The 24073-nt window shown below is 53.0% G+C and carries 19 protein-coding genes and 1 pseudogene; 19 read left to right on the plus strand and 1 reads right to left on the minus strand.

Features of this window, described 5'->3' with window-relative positions; genetic code table 11:
* The first annotated feature begins 429 nt into the window (after positions 1-429).
* Positions 430-2469: an ATP-binding protein gene (locus tag QT397_08080; protein WNZ57284.1), complete on the plus strand. Its 2040-nt coding sequence runs from the start codon at positions 430-432 to the stop codon at positions 2467-2469.
* Positions 2470-2527: 58 nt separating this feature from the next.
* Here QT397_08080 and QT397_08085 read toward each other — a convergent pair whose 3' ends face one another.
* A complete protein-coding gene (locus QT397_08085; GenBank protein ID WNZ57285.1) occupies positions 2528-3331 on the minus strand; it encodes an inositol monophosphatase family protein in 804 nt (267 codons plus the stop codon).
* Positions 3332-3466: 135 nt separating this feature from the next.
* On the opposite strand from QT397_08085, the gene trmJ reads away from it, so the two are divergent.
* The 18 genes and pseudogenes from trmJ to hisS all read left to right on the plus strand — a co-directional run bounded on the left by trmJ (position 3467) and on the right by hisS (position 24044).
* A complete protein-coding gene (gene trmJ / locus QT397_08090) occupies positions 3467-4258 on the plus strand; it encodes a tRNA (cytosine(32)/uridine(32)-2'-O)-methyltransferase TrmJ (protein ID WNZ57286.1) in 792 nt (263 codons plus the stop codon).
* Between the two features lie 106 nt (positions 4259-4364).
* Positions 4365-4841, plus strand: a complete 477-nt coding sequence (gene iscR, locus QT397_08095; GenBank protein ID WNZ57287.1) for a Fe-S cluster assembly transcriptional regulator IscR — start codon at positions 4365-4367, stop codon at positions 4839-4841.
* A 62-nt stretch (positions 4842-4903) separates the two neighbouring features.
* On the plus strand, positions 4904-6118 hold the full coding sequence (locus QT397_08100; protein ID WNZ58523.1) for an IscS subfamily cysteine desulfurase: 1215 nt from the start codon (positions 4904-4906) through the stop codon (positions 6116-6118).
* 27 nt (positions 6119-6145) lie between these two features.
* On the plus strand, positions 6146-6568 hold the full coding sequence (gene iscU, locus QT397_08105) for a Fe-S cluster assembly scaffold IscU (GenBank protein ID WNZ57288.1): 423 nt from the start codon (positions 6146-6148) through the stop codon (positions 6566-6568).
* Between the two features lie 44 nt (positions 6569-6612).
* Positions 6613-6936, plus strand: a complete 324-nt coding sequence (gene iscA, locus QT397_08110) for an iron-sulfur cluster assembly protein IscA (protein ID WNZ57289.1) — start codon at positions 6613-6615, stop codon at positions 6934-6936.
* Positions 6937-7072: 136 nt separating this feature from the next.
* The gene (gene hscB / locus QT397_08115; GenBank protein ID WNZ57290.1) at positions 7073-7600 is read left to right on the plus strand and encodes a co-chaperone HscB; all 528 of its coding nucleotides are present in this window, start codon (positions 7073-7075) and stop codon (positions 7598-7600) included.
* A 63-nt stretch (positions 7601-7663) separates the two neighbouring features.
* Complete coding sequence (gene hscA / locus QT397_08120; GenBank protein WNZ57291.1) at positions 7664-9535, plus strand: Fe-S protein assembly chaperone HscA; 1872 nt, start codon at positions 7664-7666, stop codon at positions 9533-9535.
* Positions 9536-9625: 90 nt separating this feature from the next.
* Positions 9626-9964 carry an ISC system 2Fe-2S type ferredoxin gene (fdx, locus tag QT397_08125; protein WNZ57292.1) on the plus strand — a complete coding sequence of 113 codons (339 nt, stop codon included), beginning with the start codon at positions 9626-9628 and terminating at the stop codon, positions 9962-9964.
* A 24-nt stretch (positions 9965-9988) separates the two neighbouring features.
* Positions 9989-10183, plus strand: coding sequence for a Fe-S cluster assembly protein IscX (gene iscX / locus QT397_08130; protein WNZ57293.1), 195 nt, complete (start codon positions 9989-9991; stop codon positions 10181-10183).
* A gap of 293 nt (positions 10184-10476) precedes the next feature.
* Positions 10477-10905 (plus strand): nucleoside-diphosphate kinase, encoded by a 429-nt coding sequence (gene ndk / locus QT397_08135; protein ID WNZ57294.1) that lies wholly within the window; start codon positions 10477-10479, stop codon positions 10903-10905.
* Between the two features lie 62 nt (positions 10906-10967).
* Entirely contained in the window at positions 10968-12086 is a 1119-nt protein-coding gene (gene rlmN / locus QT397_08140) for a 23S rRNA (adenine(2503)-C(2))-methyltransferase RlmN (protein ID WNZ57295.1), read from the plus strand.
* A 539-nt stretch (positions 12087-12625) separates the two neighbouring features.
* Positions 12626-14587, plus strand: a complete 1962-nt coding sequence (locus tag QT397_08145; protein WNZ57296.1) for a cytochrome-c peroxidase — start codon at positions 12626-12628, stop codon at positions 14585-14587.
* Positions 14588-14997: 410 nt separating this feature from the next.
* On the plus strand, positions 14998-16986 hold the full coding sequence (locus QT397_08150) for a cytochrome c peroxidase (GenBank protein ID WNZ57297.1): 1989 nt from the start codon (positions 14998-15000) through the stop codon (positions 16984-16986).
* Positions 16987-17468: 482 nt separating this feature from the next.
* A complete protein-coding gene (locus QT397_08155) occupies positions 17469-19436 on the plus strand; it encodes a cytochrome c peroxidase (protein WNZ57298.1) in 1968 nt (655 codons plus the stop codon).
* Positions 19437-19885: 449 nt separating this feature from the next.
* A pseudogene (pilW, locus tag QT397_08160) lies at positions 19886-20566 on the plus strand (type IV pilus biogenesis/stability protein PilW).
* The gene (locus tag QT397_08165) at positions 20556-21512 is read left to right on the plus strand and encodes a DUF4115 domain-containing protein (GenBank protein WNZ57299.1); all 957 of its coding nucleotides are present in this window, start codon (positions 20556-20558) and stop codon (positions 21510-21512) included. Before pilW ends, QT397_08165 begins: the two are co-directional and overlap by 11 nt.
* Before the next feature lie 98 nt (positions 21513-21610).
* Positions 21611-22723, plus strand: a complete 1113-nt coding sequence (gene ispG / locus QT397_08170; GenBank protein WNZ57300.1) for a flavodoxin-dependent (E)-4-hydroxy-3-methylbut-2-enyl-diphosphate synthase — start codon at positions 21611-21613, stop codon at positions 22721-22723.
* A 58-nt stretch (positions 22724-22781) separates the two neighbouring features.
* Positions 22782-24044 carry a histidine--tRNA ligase gene (hisS, locus tag QT397_08175; protein WNZ57301.1) on the plus strand — a complete coding sequence of 421 codons (1263 nt, stop codon included), beginning with the start codon at positions 22782-22784 and terminating at the stop codon, positions 24042-24044.
* The last annotated feature ends 29 nt before the right edge of the window (positions 24045-24073 follow it).

Raw genomic sequence — 24073 nt, forward strand, 5'->3', positions numbered from 1 at the left:
AGAGAGGGGTGGAAGTATTTCCTTTGGCCAGATTTTACTTTTTCTTCGTAGCTTTTCACTTGAGTGCATTGTTTTGGTGCATTTTGGCCATCTGAAGGATCGCATTGGTTCGCTATTCCACAGAAGCGCTGGAGTATGAAAGCTAAGGCCTTAAAAAACGCTGTTTTAAAAGTTGGCATAAGGGTTGCATTGGTAAATGTGCGGGGCAAAGGACCCGCATTTCGGGAGAGTTTCTTAGGGTTATGGCAAACCATTAACACTGGGTGACTTCCCGTTTTCTCTCATCATCGCTGATTACGGCCCCGCATTGCGGGGCCTTTTTTTGCCCGCACTTTGCGCAAAGCTCATAATGCTTTAGTTTAGGGTCTCCCCAGGCGTTCCCAAATTTGACGGCCCCGGGAGAGAGGCTCTCTTTTATGGCAAGGATGCATGAGCCAGGTAATTAATGAGCTAATTTCGATAGTCGAGCCCTGTGTGTCAGAGTCACTAACCCCAAATCCGTCCAGCGCAGTGTTCCAGTTGGCAACCAGCGATGAGCTCTCTTCTTTGGATGCATCGCGCCTGCCTCGTCATACCGCTTGTTTGCAAGATTTGTTTTTGGATTCAGATTGCGGGTTGTGGGAGTGGCATCCGGATTCCGGTGCCCAGCGTGCTCAGGGTGAAATTTGGCTCCTGTTTGCAGAAACTGCAGAACTCTCTTTGACTTCCCTGTGGACGGGTGATGAATTGCGTTCGGTTCACTCTGATGAGCGGGATCGAATTATCACTGTGCGGCGTCGTCTTACTAACAAAGGTGGACACTTCGATACTACTTTTCGGGCCTACGACAGTCTCGGTCAGTTGCGCTGGTTACGATTGCGGGGACGCGCAATAAACCTCGAGGATGACAGTGGATTTGTTGTGATTGGAAGTTGCGCTGACTTCACTGAAACTTTGGCCCAGCGCTACCTATCCAACCTGCCTGGCGAGCGCCCCTTACAAACACTGTCTGGAGTTGGCGATGGTTTATGGGAGTGGGATCTACGCGCAGATGAAATGGTGCTTGATGATGCCTGCTGGGGGATTTTGGGTTACGAAGTGAGCCCGATACGCAGTATCGGTATTTCAGCCGCGGAGCAGTGGAAGGCTCGAATTTTAGCGGAGGACTTCCCTCGGGTTGAGCAGTCCATGCGGGATCATGTGCGCGAGGGGTTACCGCTCGATGTGGAATTTCGCATCTGGCGTTCGGATAGCAGTGTGGTTTGGGTTCGCTGCCGCGGCAAGGCCCAATTAAATAGTCGCGGTCAGCCCGTGCGGGTGTTGGGAGTTTTACAAGACGTCAGCCGCAGCCGGGAAAGACTTTCGCAAATGGAGCGGGAGCTGGAGTTGCAGCGGGAGGAAAATGCGCATCGGGCAGATTTATTATTTAGCCTGAGCCATGAATTACGCACGCCACTTAATGCAATTTTAGGTTACAGCCAAATTGTCGAATTAGATCAGAGTCTCAACGCAGACCAGCGTCAGCGCTTATCAGAAATTCGTCGCGCGGGGCAGCATTTATTGCATTTGGTCGGCGATGTATTGGAGCTGGCCAGAATCGACAGTAGGCGTTTGGGCCCCTCGATGGAATTAATTCGTCCGGCCGATTTGGTAGCAGAATGTAAACGTTTGCTCGAGCCCCTGGCTGAAACCCGTCGCGTAAGTTTGATGTTTGAGCCTCTCGGCTGGGAGTCCGCTTATATTTGTGCGGACCCAGTGCGCTATAAGCAAGTTGTATTGAACCTGGCGGGCAACGCGGTGAAATACAATCGTGAAAATGGCCGTGTCATTATTAATTTTACGCCGCAGGCCGATGGCTGGTTGAGACTGAATATTTTGGATACCGGCAAGGGGATTGCAGCAGAGAGACGCAAAGAAGTTTTTGAGCCCTTTAATCGTCTGGGGGAGGAAAAAGGGCATATCGAGGGTACGGGTGTCGGTCTTGCAATTGCCAAGCGTCTGGCGGAGGCGATGGGGGGGCGGATCGATTTTGACAGTCAGGAAGGGCAGGGCTCAGTATTTTGGGTTGAATTCCCAATGGTCGATGCAGCGGAGTCTTTCCTGTCATTTGCAAATTCTGTTGATGCCCCGTCAACATTACCCGACTGTAGATTGCTGCTAGTGGATAACCGTCCTGAAAGTGTGGCTCGGGTGGAAAAACTTTTGCAGGGGGCGCCGCAAGTACAGCTTTCTGTGGCCGCAGATGTTGTTGAGGCCATATTTATGGCGCGTACCCAAGCACCGGATGTAGTGTTGTTTCACAATACCTTACCGGGAATGTCGGTTGGGGATTTGGTAAGTATCCTCAAGCAGGATCAAGTCACTCAAAAAACCTGTTTGGTGGTTATGGGAGGAGAGGCTTCCTCGGGGGTGACAACCGCTTTGCCGGATAACTTTGATCGACCGCAGCTTGCGCGAGTTTTGGTGGAGTGTTTGACGGGGAAGAGGTGAGCTGGGCTCTTGGAATCAGCACCCCGGCATCTTATTTGCCGGAGTGCCGTTCAGGCTTTTAGCGTATGTGCCCCATATGTTTGCCCACGATTTTCACCAGGGGCTTAAATACTTTCGGAGTGGCGCAGACCAGGTGGCCGGAGTCCAGGTAATCTTCACCACCGCGGAAATCGCTGATCAGGCCGCCGGCTTCTTTGACCAACAGGGAGCCCGCTGCGATATCCCAGGTGTTCAGGTACATTTCCCAGAAGCCGTCGAATCGCCCGGCAGCAACATAGGCAAGATCCAGCGCTGCGGCGCCAGGGCGGCGGATTCCCGCAGTTTGCCCAGCGATATCTTTTAGGGCGGCCAGGTAGGCGTCGATGTTATCCAGCGGCAGGCCGTTGAAGGGAATGCCGGTGCCAATCAGAGAGCCGCGCATGCCCTGGCGTGAAGAGACGCGGATACGGCGGCCATTCAGGGCAGCGCCGCGACCGCGACTTGCGGTAAATTCTTCGCGTTTGATGGGGTCCAGTACGACTGCGTGCTCAATGCGGCCGCGATAGCGACAGGCGATAGAAACAGCGAACTGTGGGACTCCGTGGATAAAATTGGTGGTGCCATCGAGAGGGTCGATAATCCACTCGTAATCGGGCTCAGCGCCCTCTTGCAGGCCGCTTTCTTCAGCGCGGATGCTGTGCTTGGGGTAGGCCTTGCGCAGGTGATAGATAATCTCCTGTTCGCTGGCCTTATCCACTTCAGTAACGAAATCGTTGCGCGTCTTTTCTTCGAATTTCATCAGGTCGCCGCGCTCCCAGGCCCGTTCGATCAGTTCTCCTGCCTTACGCGCCGCGCGCAGGGCAATATTTAGCATGGGTTCCATAACTATTCCGCACAAAGTGGTTAAAGGGGTTAAAAAGCAGGCCGCAGGTTAACTGCGACGGACGCGATTGTAGGGATTCCGATTGGTTTTTGCTACACTCGCGCGCCCCCATGACACCGATTTATTACTTTCAGTATGGCCAAGTCACCTTTAGACACGACTCCACTTGCCGCGCTCGACAATGTGCGCGTGGTTCTGGTTAACAGCGCACACCCCGGAAATATTGGTGGTGCGGCGCGCGCGCTCAAGAATATGGGCCTGAGTCAGCTGTACTTGGTAGCGCCTCGGGAATTTCCTGCAGCCAATGCTGTTTGGCGTGCAGCCGGGGCAGCTGAGCTGCTCGATAGCGCCGTTGTGGTGGATACCCTGGAAGAAGCCGTGGCTGATTGTGGTCTTGTTGTGGCCACCAGCGCTCGCGAGCGCCGAATCCCTTGGCCCCTGCTGACCCCGCGCCAGTGTGGAGAGCGTACCGTCGCCGAGGCCGCGTCTCATCCGGTTGCTTTGGTGTTTGGCCGCGAGGATCGAGGGCTTACCAACGAAGAGTTACAGGCCTGTAACTACCATGTGCATATTCCTGCCAACCCGGAATACAGCTCCCTTAACCTGGCGACTGCTGTTCAGGTACTTGCCTACGAAGTGCGTATGGCGGCCCTGGAAGCGGAAAAGGGTGAGCCTTTGAATTACACCGATTGGGATCGTCCACCGGCCAAGGCCAGCGATATGGAGCTGTATTTCGATCACCTGCAACAGGCGCTGGGCGAGCTGGGCTTTATTGACCCGGATAACCCCCGTCAGACAATGACCCGCCTGCGCCGACTGTATAGTCGGGTGCGCCCCGATGATATGGAGCTGGGTATCCTGCGCGGTATGTTGACCTCAATCCAGAATTACATCCATCGCTCTGGTGGTAAGGGGCGACCCGACTAGTTGAGTACCCGAGTGTCCCGCTGGGTTATATACTTGACTACAGTAGTGGGTTATTCCATACTCGCGCCCCGATCGGAAAAGGGCTGTACATCAGTTGGGAGCTGATATGCGTTTGACAACCAAAGGCCGCTACGCGGTGACTGCCATGCTGGACCTGGCGTTGCACGCTGATCGCGGACCGATCAGTCTGGCAGACATATCCAAGCGCCAGGGTATATCGCTGTCCTACCTGGAGCAGCTGTTCTCCCGGTTGCGGCATTCTGGGCTGGTGTCCAGTGTGCGCGGGCCCGGCGGTGGCTATCGCCTGGCGCGGGATGGTGAAGAGATTTTTGTGGCGCAGATCATTGATGCGGTCAATGAGTCTGTAGATGCCACCAGCTGCGGCGGCAATGCGGATTGCGCCAATGGCGAACAGTGCCTGACCCACTACCTCTGGTCAGACTTGAGTGATCAGATTCATAGCTTCCTCAGCAGTATCAGCTTGGCCAACCTGGTTTCCCGAGCTGAGGTGCAGGAAGTTGCGCGTCGGCAAGATATGCGCGAGGCGCCGGAAGAGAGGGTCGCTGTACTCGGCGGCCTGTGATTGGGGCCCAAACGGGCCAGCAGACAGATATTAGAGATTTACTAAGCGGAAACGGTATGACTATGAAGCTTCCCATCTATCTGGACTATTCGGCTACCTGTCCGGTTGACCCACGCGTCGCCAAGAAAATGGCAGAGCAGCTGACGATGGAAGGCAATTTCGGCAATCCGGCCTCCCGCTCCCACCTGTTTGGTTGGAAAGCGGAAGAAGCTGTGGAGAATGCCCGACGCCAGGTGGCGGAGCTGATCAACGCCGATCCGCGCGAAATTGTCTGGACCAGCGGTGCCACCGAGTCCGACAACCTGGGTATCAAGGGTGCGGCCCACTTCTACCAGAGTCGCGGCAAGCACATTATTACCTCCAAAATTGAGCACAAAGCGGTTTTGGATACCTGCCGCCAGCTGGAGCGGGAAGGTTTTGAAGTGACCTACCTGAATCCCCGTGAAGACGGCATCGTCTATCCGGAGCAGGTTGAGGAAGCCATGCGCGAGGACACCACTGTGGTGAGCCTGATGCACGTCAACAACGAGATTGGGGTGATCAACGATATCGCTGCAATCGGCGAACTGTGTCGCTCGCGCAAAGTTATTTTCCATGTGGACGCGGCCCAGAGCGCCGGCAAGTTGCCGATCGACCTTCAGGAAATGAAAGTTGACCTGATGTCCTTCTCCGGCCACAAAATTTACGGCCCCAAAGGTATCGGTGCCCTTTACGTACGCCGCAAGCCCCGCGTCCGTCTGGAAGCCCAGATGCACGGTGGCGGCCACGAGCGCGGCATGCGCTCCGGTACCCTGCCGACTCACCAGATTGTCGGTATGGGCGAAGCCTTTGGTATTGCCAAAGAAGAAATGGCTCAGGAAGCCGAGCGTCTGCGCTCTCTGCGCGACCGTTTCTGGGATCAGATCAAGGATATGGAAGAGGTCCATATCAACGGTTCCGCCGAGAAGAGAATTCCGGGCAACCTGAACGTGAGCTTTGCGTTTGTAGAAGGTGAGAGCCTGATCATGTCGCTGCGCGACCTGGCGATCTCCTCCGGTTCCGCCTGTACCTCTGCGAGCCTGGAGCCCAGCTACGTACTGCGAGCCCTGGGTGTTAACGACGAACTGGCGCACAGCTCACTGCGCTTCAGCTTTGGTCGTTTTACCAGCGAGAGTGATGTCGATACCGCTGCCGCAGAAGTGCGCAAGGCAGTGGAGAAACTACGTGAATTGTCACCGCTTTGGGATATGTACAAAGACGGCGTAGACCTGAACAAGATTGAATGGGCCGCTCACTAAGCGCGCGCAAGAGTTAGGAGAAAAGTCATGGCCTATAGCGATAAAGTAATTGACCACTACGAGCACCCCCGCAATGTTGGACGTATGGACGACAAGGCGGACAATGTAGGTACCGGTATGGTGGGCGCGCCCGCCTGTGGTGACGTGATGCGCCTACAGATTCAGGTAAGCGACGAGGGTGTTATCGAAGACGCCAAGTTCAAGACCTACGGCTGTGGTTCCGCCATTGCCTCCAGCTCCCTCCTGACCGAGTGGGTGAAAGGCAAGACGATCGACGAAGCGGAGCAGATCAAAAACACTGCCATTGCAGAGGAGCTGGCGCTGCCGCCGGTGAAAATCCACTGCTCGGTTCTCGCCGAAGACGCGATTAAAGCTGCGGTTCGCGATATCCGCGAAAAGCGCGGTGAGTCCGATGACGCTGTAGAAGCCAAGGAATCTGCGGCGGGTTAACTTCTCGTCCAAATGTAGCGTCCAAACATAGCGAAGGTGTTATTTTGGCTATTAGTATGACCGAGGCCGCTGAGGCCCACATTCAAAGTCAATTGGCCAAGCGAGGCAAGGGAATCGGCATTCGTGTCGGTGTCAAAACGGCCGGCTGTTCCGGTCTCGCCTATGTGCTGGAATTTGTCGATTCGTTCGAAGCCGAAGATACGGTATTTGAGCAAAACGGCGTTAAGTTGGTGGTGGACCCCAAGAGTCTGGTTTACCTCGACGGCACCCAGCTGGATTTCGTCAAGGAAGGCCTGAACGAAGGCTTCACCTTCTCGAATCCCAATGTAAAAAATGAGTGTGGCTGCGGCGAGAGTTTCCACGTCTGATTCGCTCTCGCCCCACAAGGCCGGGTGCGCTGCGCATACCGGCCTTTTTATTGGCCCCTCGGACAGTTGGGGGCCGTGCAGCAGTAAGCGGCAACTTCAGCCGCGTCCCAGGCTGTGCCCCAGTAGGTATATTCAGATGGCAACCAACCTGAACCATTTCGAAGTTTTTGGTCTGCAACCCGCGTTCGCGGTCGATCGCAGTGCCCTGGCGACCCGCTACCGGGAATTACAGCGGGAATTCCACCCGGACAAATACGCTTCCCATTCCGAGGGCGAACAATTGTTGGCCATCAAAATGGCGGCTCAGATCAATGAGGCGCACACCGTTTTGCGCGACCCGGTACAGCGCGCCGCCTACCTACTCAAGTTGGCCGGGGTAGATGTGCCACCTGAGCAGACCACCAAAGATACTGAATTTCTGATGCAGCAGATGATGTTGCGCGAGCGCCTGGAAGAAGTGCGCGAGCAGCCCGATCCGGCAGCTGCGCTGGATGAGCTCAGTGCTGAGGCGCGGGGGCTGATCTCCAGTGAGGAACAGCGCTTTGCCGAAACTTATGACGGGGGAGATCTGGGCGCAGCAGAGGACTCGCTGCGCAAGCTTCAGTTCCTGGCCAAGCTTGAGAAACAAATTGACGAGCTGGAAGAAGACCTTTTCAACGACTAGTTGCGAGAGCACCGACTGAGAGGGCCAGACGGTACCGCGCCCCGCTTAAAGAAGAGATAACTAATGGCATTACTGCAGATTTCTGAACCGGGCCAGAGCCCAGCTCCCCACCAGCGCAAGCACGCAGTGGGTATCGATTTGGGGACCACTAACTCACTGGTAGCGACCGTGCGCAGTGGATCGGCAGAGGCCATTGCCGATGACCAGGGTGAAGTGATCCTGCCATCAGCGGTGCACTACGGAGCCGAGGCGATTACCGTGGGTGCTGAAGCCCGCGCGTGCGCTGCAGAAGACCCCTACAACACCATGATTTCTATCAAGCGCCTGATGGGGCGAGGTGTTGCGGATATCAAAAGTTTTGGTGAGCAGTTGCCCTATCGCCTGGCTGAGAGCAGTGGCGGTATGCCTTCGATTGAAACTGCAGCCGGAGCGGTAAACCCGGTGCAGGTATCGGCAGAAATCCTGAAAAAACTGGCCGCGCGCGGCCGCGAAGCGCTCTATGGCAAAGCGGGCGGTGAGCTGGATGGTGCGGTGATCACCGTGCCGGCCTACTTCGATGATGCCCAGCGCCAAGCGACCAAAGACGCCGCCCAACTGGCGGGTCTGAAAGTCCTGCGCCTGCTCAACGAGCCCACAGCAGCGGCTGTTGCCTACGGCCTGGATAAGGGCGAAGAGGGTGTGATCGCGGTCTATGACCTCGGTGGCGGCACCTTCGATATCTCTATTCTGCGCCTGTCCCGGGGTGTGTTTGAAGTCATGTCTACCGGCGGCGATACAGCCCTTGGTGGCGACGATTTCGATCGCACTATCGCTTCCTGGATCGCCGAGCAAGTGGGATTGGGTACCAATCTCGACGCCGCGACCCAGCGAGTCCTGTTAGACAGCGCCTGTGCTGCGAAAGAATCCCTGTCCAGTGTCGAGCAGGTGGAAGTGAAATACGGCGACTGGTCAGGCGTGCTCGATCGCGACACCATGGCTTCACTGCTGGATCCCCTTATCGACAAAACCCTACGCGCCTGTAAGCGCGCCCTGCGCGATGCCGGTATCAGTGCCGATGAGGTGCAGGAAATAGTTTTGGTGGGTGGCTCCACTCGTACTTTGCGCGTGCGGGAGCGGGTTGAGGGTTATTTTGGTCGTCCCCCTCATGCGGAAATTGACCCCGACCAAGTAGTAGCAATCGGCGCCGCGATTCAGGCTGATGTATTGGTGGGCAATAAGTCCAGCGAAGAATTGCTGCTGTTAGATGTTATTCCCCTTTCCCTCGGGATTGAAACCATGGGTGGCCTCGCGGAAAAATTGATTGATCGCAACACGACCATCCCCGTCTCCAAAGCCCAGGAGTTCACCACTTTTAAAGATGGCCAGACTGCCATGGCGATCCATGTCGTGCAGGGCGAGCGGGAGCTGGTGAGTGATTGTCGCTCACTGGCGCGCTTTGAATTGCGCGGCATACCGCCGATGGTGGCCGGTGCCGCCCATATCCGTGTGACTTTCCAGGTGGATGCTGACGGTCTTTTGTCGGTGACAGCTATGGAAAAAAGCAGTGGCGTCAGTGCCGATATTACGGTTAAACCTTCCTACGGCCTGGAAGACAAGGATATTGCGCGCATGTTGCAGGAGTCCTACACCCACGCCGCTGAGGATATCGCCCTGCGTGCCCTGCGCGAGGCCCAGGTGGAAGCGGAGAGAACCCTGGAAAGCATGTTGGTGGCCCTGCGTGAGAACGGTGCCGAGCTGCTGGACGAAGGTGAGTTAAACGAGCTTGAGCACGCGATGGAAGCTCTGCGCCTGGCCCATAACGGCGGCGACGCAGAGGAAATTCGTCGACGTATCGAAGCCTTGAATAAGCTGTCTGAGCCTTTTGCTGCCAAGCGTATGGATGCCTCCATTAAGCGGGCTATGCAGGGCCACAGCTTGGATGAATTTGATAAATAACCATGATCAGGCGCAGACTCTGCGCTGCCGGCGGCCGGGGAGTCGTTACTTTCTCCCCGTCGGATTGAGACCACAGAGGTTCAGTACCCCATGCCGAAGATAGTATTTTTACCCCATCCGGAAATGTGCCCTGAGGGCAAAGTGGTGGAAGCGGAGAGCGGTGTCAGCGTGATCGACGCGGCCCTGGCCAACGATATCGAAATTGAGCACGCCTGTGAAAAAGCCTGTGCTTGTACCACCTGTCACATCATTGTGCGCGAGGGCTTCGATTCCCTGGAAGAGCCGGACGAGCTTGAAGAGGACCTGCTGGATAAAGCCTGGGGCTTGGAGCCCGAGTCTCGCCTGTCCTGTCAGGCGATTGTGGAAGATGAAGACCTGGTGGTCGAGATTCCCAAGTACACCATCAACCAGGTGTCGGAAAAGCACTGACCTGCACGCTGAGGAAGCTGAATCATGAAGTGGACTGATATTCACGATATTGCCATAGAGTTGAGCGAAGCTCACGAGGATGTGGACCCTCTGACGGTCAACTTTGTCGACCTGCGCAACTGGGTGATGGCGCTGCCCGGATTTGATGACGATCCTGATCGCTGCGGAGAGAAAATCCTCGAAGCGATCCAGGCTGCCTGGATCGAAGAGCAGGAGTGACCGGCCTTCGGGGGCAGTATTGGCAAGAGAGTACAAAAGTCGATCAATACCCCGTATAATCCGCCGGCCGCGAAATGCGGTGATCAAAAATTGAGTACCCCCGGTGGGTATGAAAGGAATATCAGGGAAGAGCAACTGAGTAGGTTGCTCTTTCTTTATGTAGGGAGCCTCTGAACAACTCCGCAACAATCCCGCAACACCTCTGCGAGCCTTGAAGGCCCGCCCTGCGGGGGCTTACAGAGTTGTTTAGAGGTTCCTAAGTTAAGTTACAAAAAATCAATTTGGAGATAACCATGGCCCTGGAGCGTACCCTTTCTATCATCAAGCCGGACGCAGTAGCCAAGAATGTAATCGGTGAAATAGAGAGCCGTTTTGAGAAAGCTGGCCTGAGCATTGTTGCCATGAAGATGGTTCAACTGTCCCGCGAAAAAGCTGAAGGTTTCTACGCTGAGCACAAAGAGCGTCCTTTCTTCAAAGACCTGGTTGACTTCATGACTTCCGGTCCAGTTGTTGTACAGGTTCTGGAAGGCGAGAACGCTATCCTGGCAAACCGCGACCTGATGGGTGCTACCAACCCTAAAGAAGCTGCTGCTGGCACCATCCGCGCTGACTTCGCTGACAGCATCGACGCCAACGCTGTACACGGTTCCGACTCCGCAGAGTCCGCTGCTCGCGAAGTAAGCTACTTCTTCGCCGACGACGAAATCTGCGCGCGCGCTTAATCCGCGCCACAAATCGCACCGGTCTGTCCGGACCGGTGCAATTCTTCCCCGAGGTGAAATGAATGACCACAGAGAAAACCAACCTGCTCGGCCTTTCGGTAGAAAAGCTGGCCGCCTTTTTTGAATCATTGGGCGAGAAGCGCTTCCGCGCTGTTCAGGTTTTAAAGTGGATTCACCAGAATGGGGTTGATGATTTTGCTGAGATGACCAATGTCAGCAAGGCCCTGCGTCAAAAGCTGGCGGAAGTGGCCGAAGTCCGTGCCCCGGAAGTATTGAATCAGTGGGATTCCGCCGATGGCACACGGAAATGGTTAATTAAAGTCTCCGGTGGCAATGCTATCGAGACTGTTTATATCCCCGATGGTGATCGCGGCACCCTTTGTGTCTCCTCCCAGGTGGGCTGTTCCCTGGATTGCAGCTTTTGTGCAACTGGCAAGCAGGGCTTTAACCGCGATTTAACGGCGGCAGAAATTATCGGGCAGGTCTGGATTGCCTGTAAATCTTTCGGTCAATTGGACCCGAAAGGACCGCGCAAGGTTACCAACGTAGTTATGATGGGCATGGGTGAGCCATTGCTCAATTTCGACAATGTGGTCGATTCCATGAACCTGATGATGGAAGATAACGCCTACGGTATTTCCAAGCGTCGCGTCACCCTGTCGACCTCCGGTGTAGTGCCCGCACTGGACCGCCTCGCCGATGTGACCGATGTGAGCCTGGCAATTTCCCTGCATGCGCCCAACGATGAATTACGTAACGAGTTGGTGCCGATCAATAAAAAATACCCTATTGCGGTGCTACTGGATTCCGCCAAGCGCTACATCGACCGCATGCCGGATACGCACCGTAAAATGACCATTGAATACACGCTGATGCGCGAGGTTAACGACCGCCCGGAGCACGCTGAGCAATTGGCAGAGCTGCTTAAAGAGATTCCGGTGAAAATTAACCTGATTCCCTTTAACCCGTTTGAGTTGTCCGACTACCAGCGAGTGAGTAATAACGCACTGCGTCGCTTCCAGCAGATTTTGCTCGACAAAGGTTATACCGTGACTGTGCGCACTACACGCGGCGATGATATTGATGCGGCCTGTGGTCAGTTGGCAGGCAGTGTTAATGACCGTACCCGCCGCTCCGAGCGCTACCGCAATGCAGAGCGCCCTGTTCGTATTGTTAACTAGTCGCTGGTAATTTTTTGTATAGGTTGCCAAATTGTTGGCAGCCTATTGGCTTCGATTTTCCCCTTCTCAAAAAAACTCTGTTTAGCCTAAAAGTTCCTTTCTATTCTATTTTTCGTGTCAACGAAATTGCTTTATCTAACGTTTAACGCTCGAGGAAAATTTACCCGGGAAGGGAGCGTTGGATATATGCATGAGATTAGGTCAAAACGATCATATTTTTTTAATTTGCATTTTGCTTGCAACATTTTGACTTTGAATGAAATAGCTGGCCATTGGAGAGAGGTCTTCACTAGACCGTCTGGCACTGGATCTTTGCAGTAGCTACACCCGTATCTCCAACATCCATCAAAACATTATGACGCTATAGCGTGCTATCCAGTCATTTTCATTTGGCCTGGAGCTGTTACAGCGTGCTTAGGTTCAGGAAAAACAAAGTGTAGAAATGCTTGCACAGCTGTGTTGAGAGTTGAAGTGCATGGAGTTCTCTGAGTTGCCTGGCTTAGGAAAAGAAAAGTTATCGACGGGACTGTTCGAACATTATGAACGCGGAAAAAAACCAATTAACCCAATTGCTTGTAGCGCTGAATAAGCTGCTGTTCATTTCTTTATTTCTATTTATGGTGGGCTGTGGGGGAGGTGGTTCCTCTAGCGGTGAGGATGATTCATCGACAGAAACTACTGAAAATGATAGCGGCTCTGGGGATAGCTCTGGCTCAGACGATGGTGACGATTCGGACGGTGATACTGATGGTGATACTGATGGTGATACTGATGGTGATACTGGGTCAGATGATGAATCCGATTCAGAGCAGGGGATCTTGGTTGCTGAACTGATTGCAAATCCCTTCTCCGGCACCAGCATAGGGCTCTCTTGGGAGGACTCTGAAGAGACCTACAGCATCTATCGCGATGGCGAATTGATCGCAGAAACTACAGATAACCATTACGTGGATGAAGGCCTCTCAGTTAATACTGAATATAGTTATTGGGTCGGTGTGGGGAGTATTGATAGTGATACTAATAGTGTTACTGCAAAAACACTGGTTAATAACACGAATGATGGCCTGAGCAATGGTACTGAAGCAGAGGCCATTGAAAAGCGCATTGTTGATTTTGATGAATGTCAAAATGAGCGCTCAGCCGTAGATGTTGACGATAGTAGTCTCGACAGTTGCTTGCAGGCTGTGCTGGATGAAGTGGGAATGGCAGAGCAATTGGAGGATATGCGCGCTTTTGCTGCTCGAGTTAGAAGTGAGCAAGACCCGGAGATGGTTGAGTTGGGTATGCGGTTATTCCACAGTAAAAGTCTTAGTGCTAACGGTGATACCGCCTGCTCTTCTTGCCACCACCCGACAATAGGCTGCGCTGGTGATGATCTTTCCATGTCTGTTGGGGTTAATGCCGTTGATCCCGATTTGCTTGGCCCAGGGCGTTCCGATGGTGAAAACGAAGTGCCGTTGGTTGCACGCAATGCCCAGCCTATTTGTAATGTGGCGCTCTGGGATAATGGATTATTCTGGGACAACCGCGTTCTTTTCACGAGCGACGGTGGCCTTAAAACAGACTCCAGGGATGTAACCAATAATACTGAAGCGGCGGTAGGTACCGGTACTTTGGCACTTATGATGGCCCAAGCCCATTTTCCGGTGACTGATGCTGCTGAGATGGGGGATATTTCTGAATTTGGCTACGACGAAAGTAGCGACGATGACCTTACTGATTACCGTGAGGAATATCTTATACCAAAGCTCAATGAGGAGTCCTGGGGCCCCTTATTTGCTGCCGCTTATGGAGACAACAGTATTGACTACAGTAGGGTCGCACAGGCGATTGCCGCCTATGAAGCGGTATATATTTTCATTGATAACCCCTTCTTTGACTATATCGACGGTGACCTGACAGCGCTGGATGACGATGCGAAGCGGGGAGCAATTACTTATTTTACGCCAGGCTCTGGTTGTACTGCTTGCCATACGGGCGCCTTCTTTACTAACCAGGGTTTGAGGGTCGTTAACTATCCTCAAATTGGTGTCGGAAAAGAGGATGATGGCGCTGATTGGGGAGGGGCAGTACTCGGTGGCTTTCGTGTTCCAACACTGCTCAATGCAGGCATTACTGGTCCCTGGGGGCACGCCGGGCAGTTTGGCTCCTTAGAAAGAAATATTGAGCACTATGCCGGGCAAGCGGATTCGGTGTCCCGGTATTTCGCAGATAGTGAAATGTGCGATCTGGATCAGTTTGCTGAGCTAGAAGACTGCGCAGCGAAAGTTGCGCCCAATGGTCTGGAGTTGACCGAGGCAATTCTGGAGATAGATGGTGATGCAGCACTTCCGATAGACGACGATGAAGTGAAGCTGTTAGCGGCATTTCTTGAGGCGCTCACTGACCCGGATGCTGAGAATGTAAATTCAAATGCAACCCAATCCCTGATTCCTCCCCGTGACGGCGGACCCGATGGAATGCAGCTGGATGCCTGGGATCAGGACGGCAACGAACTTTAACATTCCTGCATTTTATTTGAGCATCTCACTAATATTGACTTACTGGTGAGATGCCAACTCTTCATTAGCGACCTTTATTCGCATTCATCATTCAGGCAACCGCCTTCTGCCTTAAAATTCACCACAGTTTCATTCTTACTTTGCTTCCAGAGCCAGGCCGGAGTTGATTCGAGAGTGAATTCCTACGATCAGGGCTAGGTATAAGTCATCGTCTGGATTGCGAAGTTTTAGTCAGTTGTTGCTGGAAAAAAACTCTATCCCCTGAAATTCTGGTGAGCTGGTCGTTCCCTCCGGGATTCACTCCGGACTTTTGTTCACATTTCTTCCTTAATTGGTCAACCAAATCTATTGGTGTCGCGTTATCACCTATGAACTATTAAAAATATATGGAAGGGACCACTAGGATTCTTATGAGTGCTCAGAAGTTCGATCAAAAAGTCTTTCCCAGAGTCCTACTTAGACTCTTTTTCCTCACGCTGTTTTCGCTGTTAGTTGGTTGCGGCTCCGGGTCATCTGGTAGTGAGGATAATTCGCCTGCAGATACCGTTCAGGGTGATGATGGTTCCGGTTCCGGTTCCGGTTCCGGTTCCGGTTCCGGTTCCGGTTCTGGCTCAGGGACGGGCACCGATCCTGAGCCTGATCCTGAGCCTGATCCTGAGCCTGATCCTGAGCCTGAGCCTGAAGAAGCCGGTGAACCCGCTGAGCTAATTGGCTATGCCCACTCGGGAACCAGTATCGGTCTTAACTGGGAAAGAGATGGTGAGACTTACTTTATCTATCGAAACGGTGAAAAGGTCGCGGAAACCAGCAATAACTATTATGTCGAACAGGGCCTCTCAGTTAACACCGAATATGTTTACTCTGTCAGTACAGTTGATGCTGCAAACGAATCGGAAACTTCGCAGGTTACAGTCAAGACACTAGTTGATGACACAAATACTGGCCTGAATAACGGTACAGAAGACGATGTTCTGAATGAACAAATATCTAGTTTTGCAGAGTGTAGAAATGTTTCTAGTGCATTGGACCTGCTTGAGGAGGATCTGGACACCTGCCTAGGGGCAATGCTTGAGCTTAACCGGATGGTGACCCTTGTTGAAGATATACGTGCTTTTGGAGCGCGGGTTCGCAGCGAACAGGATCCGGCCATGGTAGAACTGGGCATGCGCCTGTTCCACAGCAAGTCTTTAAGTGCTAACCAAGATACCTCCTGCTCTTCCTGTCATCATCCTGCGATTGGTTGCGGTGGAGATGATCTATCGATGCCTGTTGGGGTAAATGCTGTGAATACTGCTTTGTTAGGACCAGGCAGGTCGGACGGTATTAACGAAGTACCACTAGTGCCTAGAAACTCGCAGGCAATTTGCAATACCTCGCTTTGGAGTCGCGGCCTGTTCTGGGATAACCGTGTTTCTATGGGGACTAATGGGACCCTGCGGACAGAATCAACGGACGTCACCCGAAATACTAGAGCAGCGGTGGACTCTGGTTCCCTGGCACTGTTAATGGCTCAAGCCCACTTCCCTGTTACAGCACCTCCCGAGATGGGTGACATAATCGATTTTGGATACGATGATTCTGTTGATGAGAATTTTACTTCCTATCGTGAGGATATTTTAGCCGCAAACCTGGATGTTGAAGCCTGGGCGCCGTTATTCACTTCAGCATTTGGTGATTCTGAGATTAATTTCAGTCGGATCGCTCAAGCAATAGCTGCATATGAGGCAGTGCAAATATTTATCGATAATCCGTTTTTTGAATATACCGGGGGCAACCTGGAGGCGCTCAGCGCTGAGGAAAAACGTGGTGCCATTACATTTATGTCTAAGGAGGCGGGGTGCACTTTTTGCCACAAGGGGGCCTTTTTCACATCTGAGGCATTGATGGCTGCGAACTATCCGCAAATAGGGGTAGGCACCGATGAGAGTGGGAATGGGGCTGATTGGGGCGGCGAGGGATCACTTGGGTTTGGTGCCTTTCGTGCACCGACGTTGCTCAACGTGGCACTTACCGGGCCTTGGGGGCACAATGGGCAATTCGGTACGCTGAAGAGGAATGTTGAGCACTACAGTGACCAGGGAGCCTCAATTACCCGGTATTTTGAAAATAGTGAAATGTGTGATCTTGTGCAATTTCAGGATGTTGAGGGTTGTGCCAATAAAGTGGCTCCAAATGGTTTAACCCATTCCCAGAACATTATTGATGGAAATGAAGGAGGAGGAGTTAACCGCCTTTCTGCCGATGAAATTGATCTTGTAGTGACATTTCTCGGGACGCTCACAGACCCCAATGCTGCCGATACCAGTTCGAATGCGATTCAATTCTTGATTCCTCCCAGAGATGGTGGGCCTGATGGGAAGCAGTTGGATGCAATCGACAAGGATGGCAGAAGCCTGTAACTGTTTTTCTCCAACATCGCCGATTGGGTAATTTAAACTGAAATAGCCCTTCTCAGCAGTTGCCAGCAAATGCCGGCAACTGCTGTTCTAATAAGTACAAGAGTATTGCCTGGGTTAAAAGCTTAAAACCCGCTCTTGCCTATAGCGTTCCAAGTGTGATTAATCTTCCATTCAATTTATCATTTTGAGGACATTGGCAATGTACTGTTGCGACGCCCTTAGCAGAGTTTCTTACTCTGAATCGTTACAGTAGTTCAAAATGAAAACATCCAATTTGTAATTACAGTGAGATTTTTCGCTGCTGGACACAGTGGGCCGAAATTATTCCTGATTCCATCTGGTAAATACTAATTTAAAGGTTTTCCCTGTAATTTAATGGCAAGCATTCAATTACCCTTTGGTGTCAGCATTGGCACTTCGCCCTGTATTTAGTGTCCAGAACTCGGAATAAGAAAAGGTCATTGACGGGCAGGTCAAGAACTATGAATGTTGATAAAAATCAAATCACACTATCGCTAACGGCTCTGGTAAAGCTGCTGGTCCTATCTCTATTTCTTGTGATGGTGGGTTGCGGAGGAGGTGGTTCCTCAAGTAGTGACAATGACACACCTACTGAAACTTCTGATACTGGCAGTGATGGTGATTCTGGTTCAGGTGATGATGAAAATGGCGATGGCGATGGCGATGGCGATGGCGATGGCGATGGCGATGGCGATGGCGATGGCGATGGCGATACAGGCTCAGGTCAGGGAATTATTCCTGCAGAACTGATCGGCAACGCATTTTCCGGTACCAGCATTGGTCTTTCCTGGGAAAGCACCGGTGCGACCTATGTTATCTATCGTGGCAGCGAACGAGTTGCTGAGACGACTAGCGGATACTATGTCGATGAAGGTCTCTCATCAGACACTGAATATACCTACTCAGTAACCACCGGCGATGTCGACAGCGAAGATGAGACCGCCAGCGTCACTGCCAGAACATTGGTAAATAATACTAATGACGGCCTCAGTAATGGTTCTGATGCAGACGGTTCTGATAGCCGAATTTCCGATTTTGATGAATGTCAAAATGCGCGTTCAGCGGTCAATATTGCTGATGGCAGTCTCGATAGCTGCTTACAGGCAGTGCTGGATGACGTTGGCATGGCCGAGCAGTTGGAAGATATGCGCGCCTTTGCTGCCCGGGTCAGAAGTGAACAGGACCCTGTCATGGTAGAGCTGGGTATGCGCTTGTTTCACAATAAAAACCTGAGCGCTGATGGCGATGCATCTTGCTCTTCCTGCCACCACCCGGCAATAGGTTGTGGTGGTGATGACCTGTCCATGCCAGTTGGTGTTGATCCCGTTGATGCTGAATTAGTCGGTCCCGGTCGCTCCGACGGCCAGAATGAAGTTCCGCTGGTACCGCGAAATGCCCAGCCTATCTGCAATGTAGCCCTTTGGGATAATGGCTTGTTCTGGGATAACCGAGTGGCGATCAATGGTAATGGCGGGCTCAGGACAGACTCCCGGGATGTTACTCGCAACACAGAGGCGGCCGTGGGTACTGGTACCCTCGCACTGATGATGGCCCAAGCCCACTTCCCGGTCACAGAAGCTGCTGAGATGGGGGATATCACCCAGTTCGGTTACGACGATACCAGCGATGATGGTTTTACTGATTATCGTGAGGATATTCTCGCTGAAAAATTAACCCAGGACTCGTGGGGTGTAATGTTTACCGCAGCATTTGGCGATTCGGCAATTAACTTCAGCAGAATTGCAGAGGCAATTGCCTCTTACGAAGCGGTGCAAATTTTTATCGATAACCCCTTCTTTGATTATGTTGATGGAGACCTTGCGGCCCTCAATAACGATGAAAAGCGAGGGGCAATTACCTTTATGACACGAAATTCAGGGTGTACAAATTGCCACTCAGGAGCCTTTTTCTCTAATCAAGGGTTGAGAGCTGTCAGTTATCCACAGATTGGTGTTGGTAAAGATGAGAGTGGCAGTGGTGCTGACTTGGGTGGTAATGGAAGCGGCAGCTTCCGCACGCCAACGCTGCTTAATGTGGCGCTCACTGGCCCCTGGGGACACGCAGGTCAGTTCGGTACATTGAAAAGAAATGTCGAACACTACACTGGTCGAGCCGACTCTGTTTCCCAGTATTTCACCAACAGTGAGATGTGCGATTTGGATCAGTTTGCAGAGGTGGATGAGTGTGCCGCGAAAGTTGCGCCCAATGGCCAGGCACTGACTGAAGCACTGTTGGCTGAAAATGGCGACGGCGCTGTGAATTTGGACGACGAGGAGGTTGATTTACTGGTAGCGTTCCTCGAAACCCTAACTGATCCAGATGCGGCAAATACTGACTCCAATGCAGTCCAGTCATTGATTCCGCCGCGGGACACTGGTCCAGATGGCATGCAGCTGGATGCGGTTGACCAGGAAGGTAATCAACTCTAACTCTTCTAAGCCCTTTTTACTTATTCCGCCGGTACACCGGTACTGGCGGATTGACAATACTCGACAAAGTCATCACTAAATGGAATTGATTGGGTTTTAGGGCTGCAACTGGCAAGGCTTTCCGGCAGTATAGGGATTTGGAAAGTGCCAGCTGAGGCGGAATCAGATTTCTCACACAAAATACCGATATGTACTTTTACCACTGCCAGTGGATGCCGGTGGTCGATGTTGGGTTTTGCTGTGTTTTGCGGGCTTGCTTTGTCCAGGGATTGGCGTTAGCACTCATTGGTGTATTGGTGACACCCGCGCAATCTCGCTGGGCCGATAAGTGAAAAATAAAGATACAGGTGATGTAGTGTCCGCGAAATTTAAGAGCCTGTCGCTCCTGGTGCTGCTCGGTACTCTGCTGGGGGTGTGTAACCTCTGGGGGACCCGAGCGCAAGGAAGTTGACCTGGATAAGGCATTGGAGACCCATGTTCAGTTGGGGCTTCGCTATTTGCGGGACCCCAACAGCAGGGAGCAGTCCCGCCGTCATTTTAATCGTGCTTTGGAATTGGGCAAAAAGAACCCACTGGCACATCACGGTCTGGCACTGCTTTATCAAGCGGATGGTGAGCTGAATATTGCGGAATCTCACTTCAAGAAAGCCTTGCGCTATAGCGACGGGTTTTCCATGGCTCACACTAATTACGGCGTTTTTCTCTATAAACAAGAGCGCTATAAAGAGGCCCTCAAGCAGTTCGAACTCGCCTCTACAGACCTCACCTATAATCGTCGATCTTTTGCCTTGGTTAACTACGGTCGTACGGCCGCGCGTCTGGGTCTCACCGACAAGGCGGAAGGGGCCTATGCCAGGGCGTTAGCACTGAACTCCGATTTGCCGCTGGCGTTGATCGAAATGGCTGAGCTGAAATTTAACGCCGGTGATTACGCAAAATCCAAGGCGTACCTGGATCAGTTTAGTGAAAAGAATCGCCAGACTCCCCAGTCACTGTGGCTTGGGATTCGTATCGAGAAGGTGTTTGGCAATCGTGACAAGGAGCGAAGTTACGCCCTTGCTTTGAAGAATTTGTACCCGTACTCTGCGGAGACACTGAAATATCAGGAGTTGAGTGGTAATGACGGATAGTAGTCCCGAACACTGCGAAGGTGGTGAGGTCGTATCCAATACGCAAACTTCTAAGGGTTCCGCTGGCAATCTTTTGCTGGCGGCTCGGGAAGCGGCCGGGCTGTCCCGAGAGGAGTTATCGCAGCGCCTGTGTATTATTGATAACACAGTTGAGTGGATTGAAAGCGATAATTACGAAAAGCAGCCAGAAGCTGTCTACACGCGAGGCTATATCCGCAATATTTGTCGCGAGTTGAATATTCCTGCTGAGCCGGCTTTGGAAGCCTATGATAGGGATCGGCCGCAGCCAGCACAGCGCAGTGAATCCCGGCGAACCACTAAAGCCGAGGCATTTCGCCCTGAGCGCAAGCGCGGACATGGTGCCCTGGCCCTGATTCCCCTGTTGCTCGCGGGTGGTGTCTTCTGGTGGAAGTACGGTACTCCAGTCAATATTCCCGGTATGCCCATGGGTGAGGATACTGCGGACCTGGTTGCCGAAGCCCCCGTTGCCAGTGAAGTTGTAACTGATCCGGTTACTGAAGTAGAGGGGCAGGAAGTTGCAGTTGAAGAGTTGAGCTCAGAGCCATTTGCACCAGCATCAAATGGAGTTGCTCATGTTCAGCTTGAGGTTGGCAGTGCTGAAACGGTGGAGAATAAACCCGCTGCTTCTGTGGAAAAAGTGGTTGAGCCTGTTCCCGCCCAAGTAGCCCAGTTGGACCAGGCCCTGAAAGGCGCATTGCGGCTTCGCTTTGATGAAGATGCCTGGGTTGAGGTGAAAGACGCACAAGGTGTGATTTTACTGGCCGGGGTCCAAGCTGCTGGCAGTGCCAAATCTTTAGATGGAGATGCTCCATTTGAGCTGATGTTGGGAAATGCCCGTGCAACCCATGTGGTTTACCGCGATGAAACTATCGACAGCCAGCCTATTGGCGACCGCCGCACTCGTCGTCTGATTGTCGGCGATTAAGATGATCTTCCCCGTTTGGGCGCGAACCCTGTAGGTTTGCGCCCAATCTCTCTATAATCTCCCCTCGATTTTTATCAGTAATACCACCAGGTCAGCCTATGCAATTTGAATCTCCCATTGTCCGCCGCAAGTCGCGCCAGATCATGGTGGGTGATGTACCGGTCGGAGGGGATGCCCCGATCTCGGTGCAAAGTATGACCAACACCGAAACCTGCGATGTAGCAGCTACTGTTGGCCAGATCCAGCGCCTGGAACAGGCTGGAGCCGATATAGTGCGGGTTTCTGTGCCCAGCATGGATGCCGCAGAGGCGTTTGGAGAAATTAAAAAACAGGTGAATGTCCCGTTGGTCGCAGACATTCACTTCGATTACCGTATCGCCCTGCGGGTCGCAGACCTGGGGGTGGATTGTCTGCGTATTAACCCCGGCAATATTGGCCGAGAGAAGCGTATTCGGGCCGTAGTGGATAAAGCTCGCGATCTGAATATCCCGATTCGTATCGGTGTCAATGCGGGCTCCCTGGAAAAAGACCTGCAGAAAAAGTATGGCGAGCCCACGCCGGATGCTCTGGTAGAGTCGGCGCTGCGCCATGTATCGATCCTCGACAGCCTGGACTTCCAGGACTTCAAAGTCAGTGTAAAAGCATCCGATATCTTTATGGCCACGGCTGCCTATCGCAAGCTGGCCCAGCAGATTGAGCAACCGCTGCACTTGGGTATTACCGAAGCTGGTGGCTTGCGTGCCGGCACAGTGAAGTCGGCGATTGGTCTCGGTGCCCTTCTGCTCGACGGTATCGGTGACACCCTGCGGGTTTCCCTGGCTGCAGACCCGGTAGAAGAGGTCAAAGTGGGCTGGGATCTGCTCAAAAGCCTGCGTCTGCGCAGTAAAGGTATTAACTTTATTGCCTGCCCCAGCTGTTCGCGCCAGAACTTCGATGTGGTGAAAACCATGAATGAGCTGGAGACGCGCCTGGAAGATGTGACTACACCGCTGGATGTGGCAGTAATTGGCTGTATCGTCAACGGCCCCGGCGAAGCGAAAGAAGCCGATGTAGGCCTGACTGGTGGTACCCCGAGCCATGCCATCTATGTGGATGGGCAGCCAGACCGCAAGTTTAAGAATGAAAATCTGGTGGATGATTTAGAGCGTTTGATTCGCGAGAAGGCGGCCGCCAAGGCCGAGCGCGAAGCGGATATCATCGCCAAGGCGTAGAGGGCAACAGCTCCCTGCGCAAGACCCAATTAATTGAGTGAAAAATTAAGGAACAGCGTTGAAACAGCTTCGCGCAATTCGCGGCATGAACGATCTGCTACCGGAACAGTCCCCGGTATGGCAGTACGTGGAAGCCACACTGAGTGAACTTACTAGTCGCTACGGCTACACCGAAATTCGCACTCCCTACCTGGAGTCGACCCAGTTATTTTGCCGTGCGGTGGGCGAGGCTACCGATATTGTCGAGAAGGAAATGTACACCTTTGATGACAAGAGCGGTGACAGCGTTACCCTGCGCCCTGAGGGCACAGCGGGCACTGTGCGTGCAGCAATCCAGAGCAACCTGCTGAACCAGCCACAGCGCCTGTGGTATTTCGGCCCTATGTTCCGCTATGAGCGCCCACAGAAGGGGCGCCTGCGTCAGTTCCACCAGTTTGGTGTCGAGGTGTTTGGCATTCAAGGGCCGGATATCGATGCAGAAATCCTGATCATGACTGCACGACTGTGGCGTCAGCTGGGTATCAGCGAACATGTGACCCTGCAGCTCAATTCCCTGGGTAACGCCGAGAGCCGCGCTGCTTATCGGGATGCGCTGGTCACTTATTTAAGTGAGCGTCGTGACCAGCTGGATGAGGACAGCCAGCGCCGTCTGGAGCGCAATCCGCTGCGAATTCTCGACAGTAAAAATGCGCAAACTCAGGAACTGCTGGCGGATGCGCCCTGTCTACTGGACTTCCTCGATGAGGAATCCGCCGCCCACTTTAGTCAGTTAAAGGCACTTTTGGACGGGGCAGGCGTTAAGTATGAGATCAATCCCAAGTTGGTGCGCGGTCTCGACTACTACGGAAAAACTGTATTTGAGTGGGTGACCGACAGCCTCGGTGCCCAGGGCACTGTATGTGCCGGTGGCCGCTATGACGGCCTGGTAGAACAGATGGGTGGCAAAGCCACCCCGGGCGTGGGTTTTGGCCTGGGTGTTGAGCGTCTTGTATTGATGCTAGAAACCCTAGAAGTGTTGCCTGAGTCCCTTTCGCAACAGGTAGATGCCTACCTGGTTGCCGTTGGTGATGTACAATCAGCTGCCATGACAGCCGCCGAGCAATTGCGCGACGAGCTGCCCTGGTTGCGACTGCAGTTGCACTGTGGTGGAGGAAGCTTTAAAAGCCAGATGAAGAAAGCTGATAAGAGCGGCGCCGATTATGCGCTGATTATCGGCGAAGATGAGGCTGCAAGTGGTCAGATAACTGTGAAGTACCTTCGCGCTGACCAACCGCAGCAAACGCTGGCACCGAAAGAGCTGGCAGCACTGCTGCAAGGCTGAAAGAAACACTGAGGGAGGCGGAGGCCCCC

This window comes from Microbulbifer sp. MKSA007 (assembly GCA_032615215.1).
GTDB lineage: Bacteria > Pseudomonadota > Gammaproteobacteria > Pseudomonadales > Cellvibrionaceae > Microbulbifer.